The 20,397-nt window shown below is 51.8% G+C and carries 25 protein-coding genes and 1 pseudogene; 11 read left to right on the top strand and 15 right to left on the bottom strand.

Annotated elements, in window-relative coordinates; translation table 11 throughout:
• Positions 1 to 27 precede the first annotated feature (27 nt).
• Both L3069_RS18185 and yjdI read right to left on the bottom strand, forming a co-directional pair.
• The gene (locus L3069_RS18185) at positions 28 to 300 is read right to left on the bottom strand and encodes a GNAT family N-acetyltransferase (protein WP_038416638.1); all 273 of its coding nucleotides are present in this window, start codon (positions 298 to 300) and stop codon (positions 28 to 30) included.
• A gap of 10 nt (positions 301 to 310) precedes the next feature.
• Positions 311 to 541 carry a 4Fe-4S mono-cluster protein YjdI gene (yjdI, locus tag L3069_RS18190; protein WP_022649260.1) on the bottom strand — a complete coding sequence of 77 codons (231 nt, stop codon included), beginning with the start codon at positions 539 to 541 and terminating at the stop codon, positions 311 to 313.
• 451 nt (positions 542 to 992) lie between these two features.
• On the opposite strand from yjdI, the gene L3069_RS18195 reads away from it, so the two are divergent.
• The 7 genes from L3069_RS18195 (at position 993) to L3069_RS18225 (ending at position 7,346) form a co-directional block, all read left to right on the top strand.
• Positions 993 to 1,181 carry a general stress protein gene (locus tag L3069_RS18195; RefSeq protein ID WP_022649261.1) on the top strand — a complete coding sequence of 63 codons (189 nt, stop codon included), beginning with the start codon at positions 993 to 995 and terminating at the stop codon, positions 1,179 to 1,181.
• Positions 1,182 to 1,271: 90 nt separating this feature from the next.
• Positions 1,272 to 1,769: a ferritin-like domain-containing protein gene (locus tag L3069_RS18200; RefSeq protein ID WP_003862851.1), complete on the top strand. Its 498-nt coding sequence runs from the start codon at positions 1,272 to 1,274 to the stop codon at positions 1,767 to 1,769.
• 62 nt (positions 1,770 to 1,831) lie between these two features.
• Complete coding sequence (locus L3069_RS18205) at positions 1,832 to 2,338, top strand: ferritin-like domain-containing protein (protein WP_038416640.1); 507 nt, start codon at positions 1,832 to 1,834, stop codon at positions 2,336 to 2,338.
• Between the two features lie 17 nt (positions 2,339 to 2,355).
• Positions 2,356 to 3,228 carry a manganese catalase family protein gene (locus L3069_RS18210; RefSeq protein WP_022649263.1) on the top strand — a complete coding sequence of 291 codons (873 nt, stop codon included), beginning with the start codon at positions 2,356 to 2,358 and terminating at the stop codon, positions 3,226 to 3,228.
• Positions 3,229 to 3,298: 70 nt separating this feature from the next.
• Positions 3,299 to 4,702: a cytochrome ubiquinol oxidase subunit I gene (locus L3069_RS18215; RefSeq protein WP_038416642.1), complete on the top strand. Its 1,404-nt coding sequence runs from the start codon at positions 3,299 to 3,301 to the stop codon at positions 4,700 to 4,702.
• On the top strand, positions 4,702 to 5,712 hold the full coding sequence (gene cydB / locus L3069_RS18220) for a cytochrome d ubiquinol oxidase subunit II (RefSeq protein WP_022649265.1): 1,011 nt from the start codon (positions 4,702 to 4,704) through the stop codon (positions 5,710 to 5,712). Before L3069_RS18215 ends, cydB begins: the two co-directional genes overlap by 1 nt.
• Positions 5,713 to 5,720: 8 nt before the next feature.
• The gene (locus tag L3069_RS18225) at positions 5,721 to 7,346 is read left to right on the top strand and encodes an alpha-amylase family protein (RefSeq protein WP_038416643.1); all 1,626 of its coding nucleotides are present in this window, start codon (positions 5,721 to 5,723) and stop codon (positions 7,344 to 7,346) included.
• Here L3069_RS18225 and L3069_RS18230 read toward each other — a convergent pair whose 3' ends face one another.
• From L3069_RS18230 to L3069_RS18245, 4 genes are read right to left on the bottom strand one after another with little or no spacing between them, the layout of a single operon-like run.
• Positions 7,347 to 8,333 (bottom strand): SDR family oxidoreductase, encoded by a 987-nt coding sequence (locus tag L3069_RS18230; RefSeq protein ID WP_023298529.1) that lies wholly within the window; start codon positions 8,331 to 8,333, stop codon positions 7,347 to 7,349.
• A 16-nt stretch (positions 8,334 to 8,349) separates the two neighbouring features.
• Positions 8,350 to 8,868: a 2-oxo-tetronate isomerase gene (locus tag L3069_RS18235; RefSeq protein WP_022649268.1), complete on the bottom strand. Its 519-nt coding sequence runs from the start codon at positions 8,866 to 8,868 to the stop codon at positions 8,350 to 8,352.
• A gap of 15 nt (positions 8,869 to 8,883) precedes the next feature.
• Positions 8,884 to 9,330, bottom strand: a complete 447-nt coding sequence (locus tag L3069_RS18240) for a DUF421 domain-containing protein (RefSeq protein ID WP_022649269.1) — start codon at positions 9,328 to 9,330, stop codon at positions 8,884 to 8,886.
• A 9-nt stretch (positions 9,331 to 9,339) separates the two neighbouring features.
• Entirely contained in the window at positions 9,340 to 9,843 is a 504-nt protein-coding gene (locus L3069_RS18245; protein WP_023298530.1) for a hypothetical protein, read from the bottom strand.
• A gap of 139 nt (positions 9,844 to 9,982) precedes the next feature.
• Between L3069_RS18245 and L3069_RS18250 the strand changes: the two genes are divergently transcribed.
• The gene (locus tag L3069_RS18250; protein ID WP_022649271.1) at positions 9,983 to 10,372 is read left to right on the top strand and encodes a YdeI family stress tolerance OB fold protein; all 390 of its coding nucleotides are present in this window, start codon (positions 9,983 to 9,985) and stop codon (positions 10,370 to 10,372) included.
• 61 nt (positions 10,373 to 10,433) lie between these two features.
• Positions 10,434 to 11,318, top strand: coding sequence for an SDR family oxidoreductase (locus tag L3069_RS18255; RefSeq protein ID WP_022649272.1), 885 nt, complete (start codon positions 10,434 to 10,436; stop codon positions 11,316 to 11,318).
• A gap of 102 nt (positions 11,319 to 11,420) precedes the next feature.
• Here L3069_RS18255 and L3069_RS18260 read toward each other — a convergent pair whose 3' ends face one another.
• Positions 11,421 to 13,403 (bottom strand): alkyl/aryl-sulfatase, encoded by a 1,983-nt coding sequence (locus tag L3069_RS18260; protein ID WP_038416646.1) that lies wholly within the window; start codon positions 13,401 to 13,403, stop codon positions 11,421 to 11,423.
• Positions 13,404 to 13,574: 171 nt separating this feature from the next.
• Here L3069_RS18260 and L3069_RS18265 point away from each other — a divergent pair, with 171 nt between their 5' ends.
• Positions 13,575 to 13,973 (top strand): hypothetical protein, encoded by a 399-nt coding sequence (locus tag L3069_RS18265; RefSeq protein ID WP_022649275.1) that lies wholly within the window; start codon positions 13,575 to 13,577, stop codon positions 13,971 to 13,973.
• 58 nt (positions 13,974 to 14,031) lie between these two features.
• On the opposite strand, the gene L3069_RS18270 is transcribed toward L3069_RS18265, so the two are convergent.
• The 4 genes from L3069_RS18270 to L3069_RS18285 form a co-directional block, all read right to left on the bottom strand.
• Positions 14,032 to 14,643, bottom strand: coding sequence for an outer membrane beta-barrel protein (locus L3069_RS18270; protein WP_022649276.1), 612 nt, complete (start codon positions 14,641 to 14,643; stop codon positions 14,032 to 14,034).
• Between the two features lie 100 nt (positions 14,644 to 14,743).
• The gene (locus L3069_RS18275; RefSeq protein WP_022649277.1) at positions 14,744 to 15,373 is read right to left on the bottom strand and encodes a winged helix-turn-helix transcriptional regulator; all 630 of its coding nucleotides are present in this window, start codon (positions 15,371 to 15,373) and stop codon (positions 14,744 to 14,746) included.
• A gap of 63 nt (positions 15,374 to 15,436) precedes the next feature.
• Positions 15,437 to 16,612, bottom strand: a complete 1,176-nt coding sequence (locus tag L3069_RS18280) for an OmpP1/FadL family transporter (protein WP_038421499.1) — start codon at positions 16,610 to 16,612, stop codon at positions 15,437 to 15,439.
• A gap of 212 nt (positions 16,613 to 16,824) precedes the next feature.
• Entirely contained in the window at positions 16,825 to 16,968 is a 144-nt protein-coding gene (locus tag L3069_RS18285; protein WP_023298535.1) for a hypothetical protein, read from the bottom strand.
• A 186-nt stretch (positions 16,969 to 17,154) separates the two neighbouring features.
• On the opposite strand from L3069_RS18285, the gene L3069_RS18290 reads away from it, so the two are divergent.
• Complete coding sequence (locus L3069_RS18290; protein ID WP_038416650.1) at positions 17,155 to 17,799, top strand: LysE family translocator; 645 nt, start codon at positions 17,155 to 17,157, stop codon at positions 17,797 to 17,799.
• Positions 17,800 to 17,820: 21 nt separating this feature from the next.
• Here L3069_RS18290 and L3069_RS18295 read toward each other — a convergent pair whose 3' ends face one another.
• The 4 genes and pseudogenes from L3069_RS18295 to L3069_RS18315 form a co-directional block, all read right to left on the bottom strand.
• Positions 17,821 to 18,177: a putative T6SS immunity periplasmic lipoprotein gene (locus L3069_RS18295; RefSeq protein WP_038416652.1), complete on the bottom strand. Its 357-nt coding sequence runs from the start codon at positions 18,175 to 18,177 to the stop codon at positions 17,821 to 17,823.
• Positions 18,116 to 18,346 (bottom strand): annotated as a pseudogene (locus tag L3069_RS18300) (hypothetical protein); the annotation flags it as partial. The pseudogene L3069_RS18300 and the gene L3069_RS18295, both read right to left, overlap by 62 nt.
• Before the next feature lie 169 nt (positions 18,347 to 18,515).
• Complete coding sequence (locus L3069_RS18310) at positions 18,516 to 18,830, bottom strand: hypothetical protein (protein WP_022649281.1); 315 nt, start codon at positions 18,828 to 18,830, stop codon at positions 18,516 to 18,518.
• A gap of 956 nt (positions 18,831 to 19,786) precedes the next feature.
• Positions 19,787 to 20,203 carry a recombinase family protein gene (locus L3069_RS18315; protein ID WP_223861954.1) on the bottom strand — a complete coding sequence of 139 codons (417 nt, stop codon included), beginning with the start codon at positions 20,201 to 20,203 and terminating at the stop codon, positions 19,787 to 19,789.
• Positions 20,204 to 20,397 lie beyond the last annotated feature (194 nt).

The raw sequence follows: 20,397 nt of genomic DNA on the forward strand, positions 1-20,397 counted from the left end.
TGCCCGGCGCAATGCCGGGCATCTGTATTACGCCCGAATATCGTCATACTCCCGCGTATTATCAAACTCATGCTTCGCAAACGGACACAGCGGGATAATTTTACGGTTCTCCCCGCGCATTTTCTCTACCACCTTCGCCACCAGCAGCTTACCCACACCCTGCCCTTTCAGGCTCGGATCCACATCGGTGTGCTCGATGATGCTCAGATGCTCGCCGGTCGGGACAAAGACGATCTCCGCAACCTGATTGCCTTCGGCGTCGTTGACATAAAACTTGTTATGGCCTTCAAGAATATCCATGGTTCCTCACTTATTTTAGGCGGTACTTCAGCGCACCGCTCGGGCAGGTATCAATTACGCGCGCAACAGTTTCTGCATCCACTTCATCCGGTGCGATCCAGGGTTTACGCTTCAGGTCGAACAGCGCCGCGCTGCCGCGTACGCAGTTGCCCGAGTGTTTGCAGATCCCTGTGTTGAAGTAGACATCGATTTTCTCACCGGTATAGGCCCGGTACCCTGCATCCAGTAGCTCCTGATCCATGACATTGCCTCTGTAATTATTGTGGTGACAAATGCAGCATACCCTCACCCGATCCGCCTGACCACGTCAAAACGACGATCGGATACACTGTTTCGGCTCGTTATTTTACTTTTCTCTTAAGACTATTCCGATTATAAAGACTCAGGTCGGCAAGATATATTTTTGCGCTACGTCAATTCTTGTAATCATTTCCGCCGCGTTCATATTAAGATTATTAGCTAAGCGGAATCCTAACGACACAAGTTATTTACCCCTAAGCAATGGATTTACTTCCAATTTTCAAAAAACGTAACGAAGCGGTATTTTCCCCGCATCTCTGGAAATGACGCAAAACAACCCAGGCAGGAAATTTGACTCTTCTCACATAACGACTAATGTTAATTTCTGAACGACAACTGATACGAATTACTTATCGTATCACCTGACATAAACGCAACATGAGGGTTGATATATGGCAGAGCAACATCGTGGTGGTTCCGGTAATTTCGCGCAAGACCGTGAAAAAGCATCAGAAGCTGGACGTAAAGGCGGCCAGCACAGCGGCGGTAATTTCAAAAACGATCCGCAACGCGCATCTGAAGCGGGTAAGAAAGGGGGACAGAACAGTCACGGCGGGGGCCGCAAATCTGATAACTCCTGATCTTATTTAAAGCTCTTATAAATATACCGAGAGCATGCTGCGGGCCTGTCGGCTCGCAGTACCTTCCCTTTATTTCACTGGAGCGAATATATGAATATGAAAACTGTTGAAGATGTATTTATTCACCTGTTATCCGATACCTATAGCGCCGAGAAGCAGCTGACCCGCGCGCTAAGCAAGTTAGCCCGCGCCGCATCAAGCGAGAAGCTGAGCGCTGCGTTCACGGCTCACCTTGAGGAGACGCAGGGACAGATCGAACGTATCGATCAGATTATTGAGCAGGAATCCGGCCTCAAGCTGAAGCGCATGAAATGCGTTGCAATGGAAGGCTTAATTGAAGAAGCCAACGAAGTTATTGAGAGCACTGAGAAAAACGAAGTGCGTGATGCTGCATTAATTGCCGCCGCACAGAAAGTCGAGCACTACGAAATTGCCAGCTACGGCACCCTGGCCACCCTGGCTGAACAATTAGGCTATAAAAAAGCCGTTAAACTTCTTGCAGAAACACTGGAAGAAGAAAAAGAAACCGATCTCAAATTAACCGATCTGGCTGTCGGCAATATTAATCAAAAAGCCCAGAAAGGATAAATAATAATTTGATGAGCATCAGCACCAACAATTAACCAGAAAATAAATCACAGGAGTTAATTATGAATCATGTAGAACACTACCATGATTGGCTACGCGATGCCCATGCGATGGAAAAGCAAGCCGAATCCATGCTGGAATCAATGGCCAGCCGTATTGATAATTATCCCGACTTACGTGCACGAATTGAACAACACGTTAATGAAACTAAACATCAAATTACCGTGCTGGAAGAAATTCTCGACCGCAATGATATTTCCCGTTCGGTCATAAAAGATTCCATGAGCAAAATGGCGGCGCTCGGCCAGTCCATTGGCGGCATGTTCCCTTCCGACGAAATTGTTAAAGGCTCCATCAGCGGCTACGTTTTTGAGCAGTTTGAAATTGCCTGCTACACCTCTCTGCTGGCCGCGGCCAAACAAGCGGGCGATACCGCCTCCATTCCAGCCATTGAATCCATTCTGGAAGAAGAGCGCCAGATGGCGGACTGGCTGATTCAACATATTCCACAGACGACGGAACAGTTCCTGCTGCGCTCCGACGCGGACGGCGTTGAAGCGAAAAAATAACGGAAGAGGGAGAAACTATGTTTCGACACGTAAAACAGCTGCAATACACGGTACGCGTAGCCGAACCGAATCCGGGTCTGGCTAATCTTCTGCTTGAGCAGTTTGGCGGGCCACAGGGCGAACTTGCCGCGGCATGTCGTTACTTTACGCAAGGATTGAGCGACGACGATCCCGGTCGTAAAGATATGCTGATGGATATCGCGACCGAGGAGTTAAGTCACCTGGAAATTATCGGCACCCTGGTGGGTATGCTTAATAAGGGTGCGAAAGGTGAACTGGCGGAAGGCGTTGAAAATGAAGCGGAGCTGTACCGGTCCATGACCGAAAACGGCAACGACAGTCATATCACTTCCCTGCTCTACGGGGGCGGTACTCCGCTCACTAACTCCGCAGGCGTACCGTGGACGGCGGCGTACGTGGATACCATTGGCGAACCCACCGCGGATCTGCGCTCTAACATTGCGGCCGAGGCGCGCGCCAAAATTATCTACGAACGGCTTATTAACGTAACGGACGATCCAGGTGTTAAAGATGCGCTGGCGTTTTTAATGACGCGTGAGGCAGCACACCAGCTTTCGTTTGAGAAGGCGCTCCAGTCGATCCGTAACAACTTCCCACCGGGTAAATTGCCGCCAATCGAAGAGTACACCAACAAGTACTACAATATGTCTGAGGGGGGAGAAGTTCGCGGAAGCTGGAACAGCGACAAGCACTTCGACTACGTGGAATCTCCTCAGCCAGCGGTCGATGGCGGTGACGGCGGCGCAAGCGTAACGCTCACAACAGAGCAGGCTACGCTGGTCAAAGCAATGTGCGCACGTACGAAATCCGATCCTAAAGCCGATCCGCTTACCGGTGCCGAGCTTGGCGCGGGTAAGAAAAAACCGTAACCGGTTTTGCCAGGCAGCCTGAGGCTGTCTGGCAATGCCTTGTGGGCTATCAGTTCCAGAGGTACGGAGCATGTTCGAGCTTGATGCGTTTCATCTGGCCAGGATACAGTTCGCCTTTACCGTCTCTTTCCATATTCTCTTTCCGGCAATCACCATCGGGCTTGCGAGCTATCTGGTGGTTCTCGAGGGCATGTGGCTTCGCACAAAAAATGATGTCTGGCGCTCGCTTTACCATTTCTGGCTGAAAATTTTCGCCGTTAACTTTGGTATGGGCGTGGTTTCCGGGCTGGTAATGGCTTATCAGTTTGGGACTAACTGGAGCGGATTTTCCCAGTTCGCAGGCAGCATAACCGGCCCTCTGCTCACTTATGAAGTCTTAACCGCCTTCTTCCTCGAAGCCGGTTTCCTGGGCGTGATGTTGTTCGGCTGGAATAAGGTCGGCCCCGGCCTGCACTTCTTTGCCACCGGCATGGTGGCGCTGGGCACGCTGATGTCCACCTTCTGGATCCTCGCCTCCAACAGTTGGATGCATACCCCGCAGGGCTTCAGTATTCAGAACGGTCAGGTCATTCCCGAAGACTGGCTGGCCATTATTTTTAACCCCTCATTCCCTTACCGTCTGATCCATATGTCCATCGCCGCCTTCCTGTGCAGCGCCTTGTTTGTGGGCGCGTCCGGGGCATGGCATCTGCTGCGCGGCAACGACACGCCCGCTATTCGCAAAATGTTCTCCATGGCCATGTGGATGGCGCTGCTGGTCGCGCCCATCCAGGCAGTCGTTGGGGATATGCACGGCCTGAATACGCTTGAGCATCAGCCTGCCAAAATCGCCGCGATTGAAGGCCACTGGGAAAATCCGCCCGGCGAGGCTACCCCGCTGCTGCTGTTCGGCGTACCGGATATGGAGGAGGAGCGCACCAAATACGGGCTTGAAATTCCGGCGCTCGGCAGCCTGATCCTGACGCACAGCCTGGATAAACAGGTCCCGGCGCTGAAAGATTTCCCGAAAGAGGACCGCCCGAACTCGCTCATCGTCTTCTGGTCTTTCCGCATTATGGTCGGCATGGGGCTGCTGATGATTACGCTTGGTGTGCTGAGCGTCTGGCTGCGCTATCGCCGCCGACTCTATCACTCGCGACCATTCCACTGGTTTGCCCTGTGCATGGGGCCAGCCGGACTGCTTGCGCTGCTCGCAGGGTGGGTCACTACCGAAGTGGGCCGCCAGCCGTGGGTCGTCTACGGCTATCTGCGCACGATAGATGCGGTGTCTCTGCACAGCACGTTGCAGATGAGCATCAGCCTGCTGGCTTTTATCGTGGTCTACTGTTCGGTATTTGGCGTGGGTTATGTTTATCTCGCCCGGTTGATAAAGAAAGGGCCGCAGCCTGTCGGCACGCTAACGTCTAATACGTCGGGCACCCCTGCCCGTCCGCTGTCCGCCGCCGAGTCTGTTCCGGAAGAGGAGAAGATCTGATGGGCGTCGATATCCCGGTCATCTGGTTTGCCATTATTGTCTTCGCCACGCTGATGTACATCATCATGGACGGTTTCGATCTCGGTATCGGCATGCTGTTCAGCTTTGTGGGCGATGCCAAAGAGCGCGACGTGATGGTGAACAGCGTCGCACCGGTCTGGGACGGAAATGAAACCTGGCTGGTTCTCGGCGGCGCAGGGTTGTTCGGCGCGTTTCCGCTGGCCTACGCGGTGATTATCGATGCCCTGACCATCCCGCTCACGGCCATGCTGATCGGGCTTATTTTCCGCGGCGTGGCATTTGAGTTTCGCTTTAAGGCGACCCCTTCCCACCGCAAATTCTGGGACTATTCTTTTGCTGGCGGTTCCCTGCTGGCAACCTTCAGCCAGGGGATCGTGGTCGGCGCGATGATCAACGGCTTTGACGTGGAAGGGCGACGCTTTGTGGGCTCCTCGCTGGACTGGTTAACCCCGTTTAACCTGTTCTGCGGGCTGGGTTTGATTGTCGCCTATACCCTGCTGGCTACCACATGGCTGATCATGAAAAGCGAAGGCGCGCTGCAAAACCGGATGCGTGAGCTGACCCGGCACGTGCTGCTGGCACTGATCGCCGTTATTGCGGTGGTGAGTATCTGGACCCCGCTCGGCTGGCAGTTTGTCGCCGAGCGCTGGTTTACACTGCCTAACTTCTTCTGGTTCCTGCCGGTTCCGGTTCTGGTGGCGGTATTCAGCCTATGGATCTGGCGGCTGACGCGCAATCCCGACAGCCATGCCCGTCCGTTCCTGTTAACGCTGGGCCTGATTTTCCTCGGCTTTAGCGGACTGGGCATCAGCCTGTGGCCACACATTATCCCGCCGCACATCACCCTGTGGGAAGCCGCCGCACCGCCTGCCAGCCAGCTGTTTATGCTGATCGGCACGCTGTTAATCATCCCGGTGATCCTGGTTTACACCGCCTGGAGCTACTACGTCTTCCGGGGCAAAGTGTCTGATACCGAAGGTTATCACTAAGGATTGCTATGGCAGGCTGGCATACACGCGCCATTATTTACCAGATTGATACCGCCCTGTTTTACGATCTTAACGGCGATGGCTGTGGCGACATCGCCGGGATCGCCGCGAAGTTGCGCTACATCCGCCGGATGGGCGCGACGGTTATCTGGATCACCCCGTTTTACCTCACCCCTTTTCTCGATGAAGGCTATGACGTAAGCGATCATTTGCAGGTCGATCCCCGCTTCGGCAAGCTCAACGATATCATCGCCTTTATTGAACAGGCGCGGGAGCTGGGGATGAAGGTCATTATTGAGCTGCTGATCCAGCACACCTCGGATGCGCATCCCTGGTTTCAGCAGGCCCGCCGCAACCCGCAGTCACCCTACCGTGACTATTATCTCTGGTCTGACACGGACGAGGACGATACGCCACCGATGTTCCCCGGCGTGGAAAAGAGCGTCTGGACATGGGACGACGAAGCGGGGCAATACTACCGGCATATGTTTTATCACCACGAGCCGGATCTCAATCTGGCCTCCCCGGCGGTGCTGAAGGAGGTTGAGAATATCATCATCTTCTGGCTAAAGCTCGGGGTGTCGGGCTTTCGCCTGGATGCAGCGTCGCACCTGACAAAACAGGCCGGGCGTGGAGATGAAAAACGTGGCCTGTGGATCCTGGAGCATCTGCGCCGTCTTATCGAGCAGCGTAATCCGGACGCGATCCTGCTCGGCGAAGTCGACGTGGAGGTCGACGCCTACAAAGATTATTTTGGTCAGAATGACCGGCTCAACCTGGTGCTGAATTTCTGGCTCAATAAGTACTTTTACGTCAGCCTTGCAGAGAAGAGCGCACGACCGCTGCGCAACGCGGTGAAAAAGATGATTGTGCCGCCGGACTCCTGCTGCTTCGCCAACTGGCTGCGCAATCATGATGAGCTGGATCTGGAAGGGATAGGCAAAAAAGCAAAGCAGACCGTCATTGATGCCTTCGCCCCTGATGAAGAGATGAGCGTGTATCAGCGAGGGATCCGCCGCCGCCTGGCGCCGATGCTTAAGGGCGATCGAAAGCGGCTGGCCTTTTGCCATGCGGTCTTGTTTTCGCTGCCGGGCGTACCGGTCATGCGCTACGGGGATGAAATTGGAATGGGCGATGATTTAGATCTGGAGGAGCGTTACGCCGTACGCACCCCGATGCAGTGGGCCGGATCGCAGGGCGGCGGTTTCTCAGATGCCGACCCGGAAACCTTTATCGCCCCAATGATAGACCATGGTCCGTACCGCTATCAAAAAATCAACGTGGCGGATTCGCTGTTGCACCGCAACTCCCTCCTGCACTGCATTATCGATATCGCCAATACGCGCTCGGAGTTTCCTGAGATCGGCGTCGCGCCGTTTCGTCTTATTACTATCGACAACGATGCGGTACTAGGGATCTATTACGAAACCGACACGCGCAGCATTCTGACCTTCGTTAATTTCAGCGATAAGCCCGTTAATTTTACCGCCAGAGGGATCCGGCATGCGACCTGGACCGCATGCCTGGCGGACAAACGCTACGACGACGCGCTGGAATGCGGCAAAACCGTCGCGCTTAACCTCAGCGGCTATGGCTACCGCTGGTTCTGGACCGATCGTACCGCACTGCGCTGATTATCGTCTCCGCGAGAGCAGCAGACGCGCCACGATCGCGCCCGTGACGGCGAGGGAGCCGAGCAGCACTTTCCCCGGCATGCCGGAGGTCACGCTGGTGGCGCGCTCTTTTGCTTCGTCGGTGAAGTGCCCGTGGATTTTATGCAGATCGTTAACCGGCTGATCCAGATAGTCCTGACGGTCATCCGCATTTAGCGTATCGGTCATCTGCCCTTCCCAGGCCTTTTTAACCATCAGCCGGTCCAGAAAACCGGGGAAAAGAAACTGCCCGACAATCGACTGGACGGTGCTGCTGCCCACCCATAGCTCCCGCACCGGTTTCTGCGCCACCTTAAAAATAGCGCTGGCGGCCACTTCCGGCTGAAAAACGGGGGGGACCGGGCGCATCGCCCAGGCAAATTTATTCCTCGCCCACTCGAACTGCGGCGTATTGAGGCCCGGCATCTGTACCATTGCGATCTGTACCCGGCTGTTTTCATGCATCAGCTCGGTGCGTACGGCATCGGTAAATCCGCGGATCGCGGCCTTCGCCCCACAGTAGGCTGACTGCAAGGGAATGGAACGGTAGGCCAGCGCGGAGCCAACCTGAATAATCGTTCCACGATCGCGAGGGGTCATTAACTCCAGCGCGGCGCGGGTGCCGTTAACATAGCCCAGATAGGTCACCTCGGTGACGCGGCGAAACTCCTCCGGGGACATGGTGCGAAACGGCGCCAGCATCCCGCCCATGGCGTTATTCACCCACACATCGATGGCTCCAAGCCGGTATTCAATTTCGTTAGCAGCATCGGTCACCGCCTTGCTGTCCGCCACGTCGGCCTGAACGGCACACGCGTTGATCCCGAAACGGCGCAACTCCTCTTCTGTGGAGCGCAGGCTCTGCTCATCGCGGGCAATAATGCCTACATCGTAGCCCGCTTTAGCAAAGTGCAGCGCCGTGGCTTTCCCCACGCCCGCCGTACCGCCGGTAATAACGATAACAGCCATAGCCTTTCCCCTTGTCTCAGACGTTATCCCACCCGGAGAGTATTTCGATCAGTTCAGACAGCGAATAACGCACCGCTTTTTCCACCACATCCTGACATTCACCGGAAAACAGCACGGTGCGGGTTTCCGTCTGTCCGCGAATATTCCAGCCGAAGCAGACCGTACCGGCTGCCGTGCCATCGTCTCCGCCTTCCGGTCCCGCATAGCCGCTGATGGCAACACCAATATCCGCCTCGGCAATATCGCGAATTTTAGCGGCCATCTCAGTAACCGTTTGTTCACTGACGGCGGTGAAGCGCTCAATCGTTTCGTGCCGCACGCCGAGGATCCTCTCCTTCGCCGCATCGCTGAACACCACCATGCCAACATCATAAAATTCCGCCGTGTTCTCTTCGGCACAAAGCGCAACCGCGAGATTACCGCCGGTGCAGGACTCCGCCGTGGTTAGACGCAGTCCTCTTTCTGTGAGCGTCGTGGCAAGCTTTTTCGTCAGCTCGCTGATGGTCGTATTATTATCGTGAATAAGGTTGCTCATGGATGTGCCCCTTAGTTAATTTTCTTCAGGAATAATTGAAATATGGCCGTTACGCTCAAGGATCGCGTACTTAATATCCTTTAATTCCGTTATGCCGTGGTTCTGCCGTGCTGAAACCAATATATCATCGCAGGATACATCGACTTTTTTCAGTTTATCCGCAATGGGAATACCATTCTCTACCAATATCACCGGGGTGCCATCAAGAACATTCTCAACAGAAGAAGAATATTTTTTAATCAGGCCAAAAATAATATCCACCACCACCAGCGTTGTTATTGTAATCATCGCACCGGTGACGGAAAAATCTTCGCCCAGTAGCGCCTGCTGTGTCGCCTCACTGATAATTAAGAGCAAAATAAGGTCAAAGCTGGTCATTTGCAGCAGGGCGCGCCGTCCGGCGACTTTAAACACGATCACCAGAAACAGGTATATTGCCAGGGCACGAAAAACCATGTCCATATTCGACTCCTAGGGGTAAATAAACTGCCAGAAGCGGATATCTGGCCCGTTGTTTACGCGGATGCTGTTGGTCCATTTCCCTGCTTTTGTCGGCGTGATGAACAGCAGGACGGTGAACTTATCGCTCTGTTTCAGATTGTCGTAAACGAGAAACAGGGTGTTCCCCCGGCTATACATGCTGTCCGGCTGCGGCCAGACGCTGCCCGGCTCATATACGTCGCTGCTTTCGCTGGTCAGGCTGAGAATATATTTACCCTCAGACGTCACCGGAAACGTCAGCGTCATCCGCGATTCGGTCTGGCGGCGGCCGAAGCGCTCATAGCTCAGGTTCAGGGATTTTGCTTCGTTTGTTTTCTCCACGTCGCTAACCGCACCGCTGGAAAACAGGCCGGCTAACGCGGCCACGATAATACCTAACAGAACAATAAAACCCACCTGACGAAATGCATACTCAAACGTCAGTAAACGATAACTCTCTTTTATCCCAGGCACTTTTTCATTTTTTGGTTCCATGGCTTTTGTCACCGTTTCGCTTAATTGCCGAAATTTTTGATTTTTCTACGCAAATGCTTTTAAGACTTATCACATTTGCCACATAAAGGAATAGCAACAATACTTAATAAGTCAAGACATCCAAAATGAAGGATATCAGATGAAATTATCAGTGATTTCAGCCTTGTTAATATTAATTATCCCTTCCGCATGGGCAGATAATAACGGCGGGTTACAAAAGGGTGAAGCGCCGCCACCGCCGCATGCCCTGGACAGTGGTTATCGTGGTACCGATGATGCGCGCATTATGACCATTACTCAGGCAAAAGAGATGCATGATGGCGCCTCTATTTCATTGCGCGGCAATCTTATTGATGGCAATGGCGATAAATACGTATTCCAGGATAAAACCGGGAAAATCGACGTTATTATCCCGAAAGCCGTATTTGACGACAGAACCGTGGAACCTGACAACATGATCAGTATTAGCGGCTCGCTCGATAAAAAATCATCCCCACCCGTAGTGCGGGTCAGCCACTTGCAAAAATAATTCAGCGAAGCGTTAACGCTGTAACTATCCATCAAATCTCACCCCTAACAAGGAGTTAGCTATGAGTGATAATGAACAACGTACGAACGCTTACCCAACGCCACCTTTCCCGGAGCAGCCCCAGACGCCACCGGGCCTGGCCTCTGAAATGGACCCTGTTCCCGATCACGGCGAGACAAGCTACAAAGGGCATGGCCGGCTTACCGGTAAGAAGGCGCTAATTACCGGGGGCGATTCCGGCATCGGACGCGCGGTAGCAATTGCCTATGCCCGCGAAGGGGCAGATGTCGCCATTAACTATTTGCCGGAAGAGGAAGAAGACGCTGCGGAAGTGATCGCCCTGATTAAAGCGGAAGGACGGAATGCCGTCGCGCTACCGGGCGATGTGCGGGACGAAACTTTTTGTCAGAACCTGGTGGAACAGGCCGTCGGAAAACTGGGCGGGCTGGACATCCTAGTGAATAACGCAGGCCGACAGCAGTATCGTGAGACGCTGGAAGAACTGACCACGGAAGATTTTGACGCGACCTTTAAAACCAACGTCTATGCGCCTTTCTGGATCACAAAGGCGGCGTTGCGCCACATGAAAGCTCCCGCTTCCATCATTAACACCTCATCTGTACAGGCGGTAAAACCGAGCGCCGTACTGCTTGACTATGCGCAGACCAAAGCCTGTCTCGCGGTGTTTACCAAAGCGCTGGCGAAACAGCTGGGTCCGAAAGGGATCCGCGTGAACGCGGTAGCGCCCGGACCTTACTGGACCGTGCTCCAGCCCAGCGGTGGGCAGCCACAGGAAAAAGTGAAACATTTTGGCGAGAGTACCCCTCTGGGACGCCCGGGACAGCCTGTGGAGATCGCACCGCTGTATGTCACTCTGGCCTCGGATGAGTGTTCATACACCTCCGGGCAGGTCTGGTGTTCAGACGGCGGCGACGGCGTCATCTAGCGCTCAAGCAGCGCAGAGTGTAGGCCGGGTAAGGCGAAGCCGCCACCCGGCAAATTGTTGCTGGCGAATGCTAAAAGGCTGCGAAAGCAGCCTTTTTTACTTTTAAGGGGTGACGACAGGAAACCAGAAACTGAAGCTCTCCATGCAGCGCAGCATTTCGTCTACCTTCGCGGCGTTGCCGACGATCGTCACCTCTCCTGCCTGTTGCGCCTTTTTCAGCGTGGTTTCCTTAAGGATGATTTTGTTCAGCGTTTCGCGGCTGAGCGTAATGGTTGCATCCGGATCTTCTGCCTGGATATTGGCACTATGGTTTAGCACGCCATTCTCCAGCTCCAGCTTATACCTGCCGCCCTCGCGGCCTAAATCAACGTTAAAAACGCTTCTGGCATTCGCCGCTCTGACGCCGTTAAGGTGAACGCCGAAGTAGTCAAAAATCATCTCAGTCGACATGGCACGGACCGCATCCGGGCTGGCGGTTTTGGGCGTCGGCTTTATCTTCACGCCGTTACGCAACTCTTGCGCACCGGTGAGGTAGGCGTTACGCCACGGCCCTGACTCCGCATGGTATCCCAGCTGTTCAAACGCATCGGCTTCCAGTTCGCGCGCCGCCTTATTATTCGGATCGGCAAAAACGACTTTACTGACCACCTGAGCCACCCAGCGATAATCCCCCCGGGCATAATCGACACGGGCTTTTTCAAGGATTGCGCGGGCTCCGCCCATGTAATCGACATACTTTTTCGCCGCCTCGACCGGAGGCAGTTCATCGAGCGTCGCCGGATTGCCGTCGAACCAGCCAAGATAGTAGACATAGGTGGCTTTGACGTTGTTGCTTACCGAGCCGTAATAGCCACGGCCTGCCCAGGATTTAGCCAGCCCGTAGGGCAGGGCGAAATTAGCGGCTATTTCATCCCTCGTCAGCCCCTTATTCGCCAGTCTGAGCGTCTGGTCGTTGATATAGCGGTAGATATCACGCTGGCTTTTCATCAGCTTCACCACTTTTTTGTTACCCCACGTGGGCCAGTGGTGCTGCGCGATAATGATTTCCGCTTTATCCCCCCAACGATCGATGGCGTTATTGATGTACTTTGACCATGCCAGCGGATCGTGTATTTTCGCCCCGCGCAGCGAGTAGGTATTGTGCAGGGTGTGAGTGACGTTCTCTGCTGCTTCGATCAGCTTTTTCTCTTCCACATACCAGAGCATTTCAGACGGTGCTTCCGATTCCGGCGTCAGCATAAAGTCATAGGTGAGACCGTCAATGACCTCTTTCTGCTCCTCTTCGGTAATAGAGTGAGTGGGCGCGATGAGCGTGACCGTTCCGGCTGAGGTGGTAGTTCCCAGACCTGCCCCCACCTGCCCCTTCACACCGGGTTTCAGCAGGTTTCCGTGGATATAGCTGGCACGGCGGCTCATGGCGTTTCCGGCCATGATATTTTCCGATACCGCCTCTTCCATAAAACCGGCTGGCGCATAGACTTTCACTTTGCCGGACATTACCCCGGCTTCATCAATTACGCCACGCACGCCGCCATAATGATCGACGTGGCTATGGGTATAAATAACGGCAACAACCGGACGTTTGCCGCGATGCTTAACGTAAAGATCCATGCCCGCTTTAGCCGTTTCCGCAGACACCAGCGGATCGATAACCGTGATCCCCTCTTTGCCCTCTATGATTGTCATATTCGACAGATCGAGGTTGCGGATCTGGTAGACGCCTTCCGTGACTTCAAACAGACCGCCGATATTATTCAGCTGCGCCTGACGCCACAGGCTCGGGTTGACGGTATCCGGCGCTTTTTGCCCTTCTTTGATAAAAGCGTATTTCTGGGGATTCCAGATAACGGCGCCTTTTTCACCTTTAATCACCGCAGGTGGCAGCGGGGCAATAAAGCCTTTATGCGCATTTCGGAAATCGGTTTTATCAAAGAAGGGCAGTTGACCATAAAGTGCATCATTCATTTGTTTCGTATGGGCAGTGGCTTCCTTCACCTCCTTTTGTGCCAGGACAGGCAATGAGATCAACGAGGCCAATAGCAGACCAGCAACGGCCATCGCACTAACGAGAGTTTTAAATTTCATACATCCTCGAGGCGTCATATTCACGCTGGCGGTACATGGGGGGAAAGGAGGCTATCACCGGGCTTTTCTTTTACCTATGGAAATAACGTTTATAAATAAATAAGTTTATTCTTTCGTCGCTGCGGCCTTCGGGGATAATGCTGAGTCCAATTATTTCCCCGGAGTGATTCGATGAAGAGCCTGCCGTTCTTTTTCGCTATATTAAGTCTGAGCACATTAACAGCATGTAGCTCTCCACCACCAGACAACGTTGAAAAGATTAATCATCTGCAAATTCCGCTGGTATTACCGGGGGAAAAACCGCCGCAGGCACAGATATCTCATATCGCGTCTCTTTATCAGGAAAATAAACAGCAGATCGATAACTTAACGCGCAGCGTAAAATCACAGTATCTTCAGGACACTACCGCAAAAGAAATTTTTGTTGCGGACAGCGCTGTTCAACGCGTTTACGCCTCGCTGACCAAACTGGAACAGTTAGATATGGTTAATCAGCAATACCTGAAAGACAATAATGTCACGGGCCTGCAAAATATTCATATTATGCTTGAACCGTTATTCGCCAGCTGACAACAAAAAACCCGGCAACATAGCAGCCGGGTTTTTCTTAATCGCCATATCACATGCATCAGTCGTACTGACCAAAGCGATAGCTAAGCCCTGCGGTGACGGAACTCAGGTCGCTGCTCACACCGATCTGGTTTGCATTACCCACATTGCTTACCCACTGATATTCCAGGCGGCCAGCCCAGTTTTTATTGAAGGCGTATTCAGTACCCACAGCTGCAAGCGGGCGCACACCGGTTTCAAAACGATTGTGACCACTTACATCGGATTCAGCGCGATAGCCCATCGCACCGGCACGGCCGTAGATATCCCAGTCATTGGTCAAGGCATAGCTGGCCTTCAGGGACATTTGCAGACCCTGCGTCTTCATTTGCGCCCCTGCACCATGCTGACCCTTGATCTGCATGTTGCCTAAATAATCATAACCGCCTTCTACCGCAAGCCATGGGGTAATCTGGTAACCCGTATAAACACCCCCACCGACATTATCATGGTCAAAATCGAAGTGGTCGGAATTATTGTTATCAAACGCTTTTGAACCCATATTGGTATCAAAATAGTGTGACCAGCCGAATTTCGCTCCGCCATACCAGGTGCCCGCATCAGCGGCGGCGAACGCGGAAGTGGCGGTAAACGCATTAACCATAATCAAAGCGAGAACTGTCTTTTTCATAAATATACCGTTTACTTAATAAAGATAAAACTTAGAAAGCAAACGATATAGAAAATTAACAGCCTCGTTAATTCCATTTCTGTTTAATTTTAAACTTCCCCTAGAATGATTCAGGTAAGTGTCTGACTTCAAGCAAATACCCACCGCGCTTAAAGGAGATATATTCTCCCTGTTTAAGGGCGGATAATACATTGAGTATACTACTGCGAGAAAGCAGCGTACGATCCTGAATATATTCCAGTATCGTGGTACGCAAACGCGTCTCCTCCGGGAGCAAAATCATTTCCTGAAGGTGGTTACGAATAACGGAATAGGTACGCTGCTGGAGTACCTGCGCATCACGGAATATCAAATAGGCCGTATGGTATGAGAGCAGCGCTGCGACATCCTCCCAGACGCCCTCGGCACGGAATAACTCGGCCGCCTTGTCCGCATCGAGACGTAAAATGGTCGACTCCCTTTCCGCACGGAGAAAATGGCCTTGCGTAGGCTGGATCATCTCAGCAATACCAAACAAATGCGGCTCGTAAACGGTCACGACCACCAGTCCATCCGATGTCCGCAGCAGGGACAGCTCCCCTTCCAGAAAGAGGTACATCTGCTGTTTCCCCTTCCGTAACCAGGTGAGTCGCTTACGTGGAACAACGTGCACTTTCTCCGCTATCGGCTCAAGGATAGCGGTCAGTCGTTCTATGGATTTTTCGGGTCGAACAGGCGGTAAAATATGCATGGTACAACCTTCTGACATTCAGTATCTGCCATTATAGACCATATATTTTAAGCGGTTAGCCGATCAAAACTGATAGCTGTAGTTGACGCTGGCAAACCAAAGATAAGGATGGTCGTAACTTCCGGCAAACGCCACCGGCGATTTCACATGCGACGACTGCATATGAAGATACGACACGGCAATACCAATATTGCTGGCCGGGGTGATCTGATACTGGGCTCCCGTACCAAATCGCCACTCATCGCCGGTAGGTAAGGTTAAGGCCACATCGCTCTGGCTTTCATACGGCGAGCTGTCGAACGCCACACCGGCATTCAGTCGCCACTGAGGCGTTGGACGATACTGCACGCCCACCGCACCGTGCCACGTGTCCTTCAGGCGGCTGACGTTGTTAAGCTGCTGGTCCCCGACGACGATTTGCGGCGCGCCGAACTGGCTCCAGTCCTGCCAGCCGAGATCGCCCATAACCGACCACTGCGGGTTAATGTCATGCACAAGGCTGAGCATAATTTGCTGCGGCGCGCTGATTTGTGCTGACACCGGCAGGTCGTAGGTGCCGTTCTGTAGACGCGCGTTGCCGTCAATATTGAAGCTGTAGTCCGTTTCGCTGTTCCAGGTAATACCAGCTCGGGTCTGGTCAGTTAGCTGCATCAGCAGCCCAAGCCGATAGCTCATGGCCAGGTCTTCATCGCGTCGCCGGTAGTCATCATCGTTAACGCTGCGAGTCAGCGAGAAGTAACCGTAGTTAACGTTGGCGGACGCGCCAATCGAAAGACGGTCGTTAAGCTTATAGGCCAGCGAGGGGCTGAGCGTCATGGCTACCATGGTACTCTTCTTAATCAGCCTGTCGCCCATCCAGCTGCCGTAATCGATCCCCAGGCCGTAATTACCGTAAAGCCCGACCCCGGCATAAAGATTATCGGTCACCTTCTGGCTATAAAAGGCGCTGGCATTCGGGATGGTTTTCATCACATCACCGGGGCTTTGATGGGCATCGTTATCCAGCTGGTTGTCGATGGAGCCATCCATAACCTGTAACCCACCGGTGACCATATGATCCGGTAAGCGCGTCATGCCAGCCGGGTTGGTCATAATTGTAGAGGCATCCTGCGCACGAGCCGCCTGCCCTGCTCCGGCAAGCGCGGTATCTTCGGTGCCAGCTTCATAAAAATAGAGGGCGCTGGCATGGGCACTGGAGGCAGCTAATAAGCCAGCGCACAGGAGGAGTCGTGTTTTCATCTGCGATCCGGGAAATAAAAAATTTGCCGACAGATATAACAGGGGCGATTGATTACGTAAAAAGAAAGAGGGTTTAATTTTAAATTATGCGCGCGCGTAATTATATTTATGACACTCCAGCGACAGCCGGAACAAAGGCACCGTGATTCTGCATGCACCGGGTGAGGAATTTCTTACAATGCCGTTTGTACTCGTTCGGCTTAAGACAAGCGTTACTCACTACTGGGATCGCTCTTATCCTCTCGCATGGATTCAATAAACTCCCGTTGCTCCGGTGTGAGTTCAAGCTCATCCAGCAGGCGATCTAACTCTTCTTCAGGCGATTCCTTTTGATTCTTTCTCTTCCCGCTAGCCATACTCACCCTTGAGTTATTAGGATTAATCTCAGGGTATCCAGGGTACAGGAAATGTGCAACTTAGCGTGTTACGCCATGAGTGATTCGTTGTTTAGCAAAAGAAGACTAAAAGCATATAAAACCACCCTTTACGCATAAAAATTCAGTGTTAGCATGGAGGTACATAATTTTTTTCTGGAGATGGCTATGCTGGACATAACTCATTTTGGGCTTTTCGTCCTATCTGTATTTCTCCTTTCCGTTACACCTGGGCCTGATATAGCCTACGTGGTAGGTCAAAGCGTGGTTAATGGAAGACGCGCGGGAATTATCTCTGCCGCTGGTGTAGCATTAGGTAGTTGCACACATGCAATTGCAAGCGCTGTGGGATTAACCGCGTTGATAACAGCATCTCCGATGATGTTCACCATCATTAAGTCTCTCGGTGCGGCTTATCTGATGTATCTCGGTAGTAAGATGATTTGGGGAACGCTGACAAAGCAAACCACGAATCACAACGAAGCTGAACGTGTTAAGGCAAAAGCGACTCTGACGAGTCTACTTACTAAAGGTTTCATAACTACCTTAACCAACCCGAAGGTACTGTTATTCTTCATCTCCTTTTTCCCTCAATTCGTTGCGCCTGGAAGCGAGCACCAGACAGCTTCTTTTCTACTCCTGGGAATGACCTACGCATTGATCGCTTTTATGACTGATTTAACGTTCGCCGTACTTGCAGGTAGTGCAGCCGGAACCGTTTCGCAAAACAGAAGGTTGCAGAAAATACTGGATAGAATTGTTGGTGTAACATTCATTGGATTAGGGCTCAGATTGGCGTTTACACGCCGTTAAGAATATGGGGCGTTCAGCCCCTTATTCTTTGGGATAAGAAAATACAGCAGTGACTAAATGTGACCCTGATTTATCAGATTGGACGTCATAGGCGAAGTTATACCGCTCTCCAGGTGTAAACTTAAATCCGAACACAGGAAGACACCCGCCCTTTTGAACATACACGGGCTTGTCATCAAAAATCTTGTGAAGAGAGTCGCTATTATCACTGTTGATTTGGATAGCAGTGATCCGTTCCTGTGGCTCCAGTGGTGACACGACACAAACTTGATTATCTTTGATTAATGCCGTTGAAGATTCACGATCTACCATTCGATCACCAGGCCCAGGGCATCCCGTTAAGATGAACACAACACCCAGCAACATTTTGTACTTCATGTTTAACGCCCCTGTACATCCCCATGCGCCCAGGCCTTTGATAATAAGACCACTTACTAATCCCATAAACCAGCAGTAACCAGTGATCAGCTAAAATAGAGGCTTGCTGTTCAAGAGAGTAATCAGTGAGCTTTTCTTTATCCAGCCTGTAGGTATATTCAGCAGCCCAGTAGGACTTGCTCGAAAGCTGGAGCCTGGAGATTATTCCGCTGGCTTTCACACGATTACTATCGCAATGTCAGCACAATCAGCACTCCTAAGTTAACAATGAAGATTGTCGGTTATGGCGTTAAAGCAAAAGTGATTTTCGACCTGTTAACAGCAGAAAATGGAACCCGTTAATCCTTTGTATTTTTTCGATAACGCCAGGATTTATAGGAAATTACCGGCGGCTGTGCGAAGGACATAATGGCAACCCCAAAGATCATCGCCAGCCCCCATGCAGCTGCTCTATCAGGTGAGCTGAAGACGAAAAGTAGCAGTAGGGTAAAGGTACACACAGCCACCACTCCCGCCAGGGTAACAAATCGTCTAGCGAGGTCATTTATGGCCTCTCCAGGCGTTCCTCCATATTTTTCAATATTGCTTTTTATCTTCTGCAATTCGGGTTGCGTAAACCCTGAACGTAACAAAGCCTCATCAGTCACTTTCATATCGTCTCGTCTCTTATCTCCCAAAAGTGTTTTTCCAATCGCTGATTATGCAAGCAATCATAATGATGAACTTTACAGCAATCCAGCCGAAACTTTTCGGCAGATTCCATCTCCACTTTCTTATTATTTGGGTGATTCAAGGACATTACGACAATGGTTGGTTTCGCTTTGCGAAAGTCAGAAGTACTTTGTATGGATTAACACTTAGTATTGATTCATGTACAAACTTTGCTAAAACCTCCCTACCCTCTGACAGAGGAAAGCCACTTACCTTCCTTCAGTGGTTTATGTCGGAATTTTTGACATGGTTTGATATGTCCGCGTCATGCTTCAATGGCACAATCAACGGCAACACCTGAGGCGGTCCAGACACCTGATCCGCTCCGAGTATTGATTATCCCCCCCGTTTTCATCTGAAAGTATCGACCATTCTCCGCGCTGGCTGAAGATTGGCAATCCTATACTGGTTTTCTGTGAAAATTAGGTGGATGATCTTTGCCACTGGCTATCCTGCGAACAAAATAGATTAAATGCACCTCAAATAGCCTATAATCCGTAGTTAATCATGCTGAAGTGGTCACTGAACGTACAAATCACAAGTCTGTACCTATGAGCGTTATGGTGTGGTGCATGCAGCAAAGCCAGTAATGGCGCGGCCTAGGCAGAACTACCATCTGTGGCGCAGCTAAACACAATCACCGATCCGCCCTTCTATACAGATAAATAATTTTCGTACAAAAACAACGAAAAACCCTCCATTTCTGGGCCTGTGAGAGCCTCTCAGCGGGACGCTGTGATATGGGTCTGTCAGTTTACAATTGTGAGGGGGATGACGAGCTGTAGAGCTTCTGGTGGAGCATACGGAGCTATTGGTGGTGGTGCTCGCGCTGGTGTGGATTTCGGGCAATAAAAAACCCCGCCGGAGCGAGGTCAAAGTGGGGATGTTTTAGAATTGTTCAGGCTTCGGCCTTAATGTTCATGACTGTTCTGGTGCTGACGTTGTGGCTTTCTGCGATTGCAGGAATGGTTTTACCTGCTGCGAGTTCTGCTTTAATGGCTTCACGATCAATAGAGCGACCTTTGCCCCGTCCGGTGATCCTGCCTGCGGCTTTTGCTGCTTCGTAACCTTCACGCTGGCGCTCCAGCATCGTTTCACGTTCCATCTGTGCGACTGCTGCCAGTACGGTCAGCATCATATTACCTGCTGGAGAGTTCTTCCCGGTCTTAAAATCCTCTTTGTGGAACTGAACAACTACACCCCGTTCTGTTAACCGCTCAACCATTGCCAGCAAGTCAGCAGTGTTACGGCAAAGGCACAGGAAGACAGCGTTTCGCCTGTTGTAATAAAGCGAGGCAAATTGCAACGCAAGCAAAGTAGTGTAACGCAGTGATAACACCAGGATATTTCATGCAGATTCAGTGAAATTATTAGGCGCTAATCGATCCACTCAGCGGATCTATATTAGAGCCGGGGATATTTTAAGCAGGAGGATGTAAACTGGGAGGATAAAGAGACGGGACACCTACGGGGGCGGGTTGTGTAAGTATTTCCTGTTGTCTTCGACCT

The sequence above is a fragment of the Enterobacter cloacae complex sp. ECL411 genome (assembly GCF_021869665.1).
GTDB classification, from domain to species: domain Bacteria; phylum Pseudomonadota; class Gammaproteobacteria; order Enterobacterales; family Enterobacteriaceae; genus Enterobacter; species Enterobacter intestinihominis.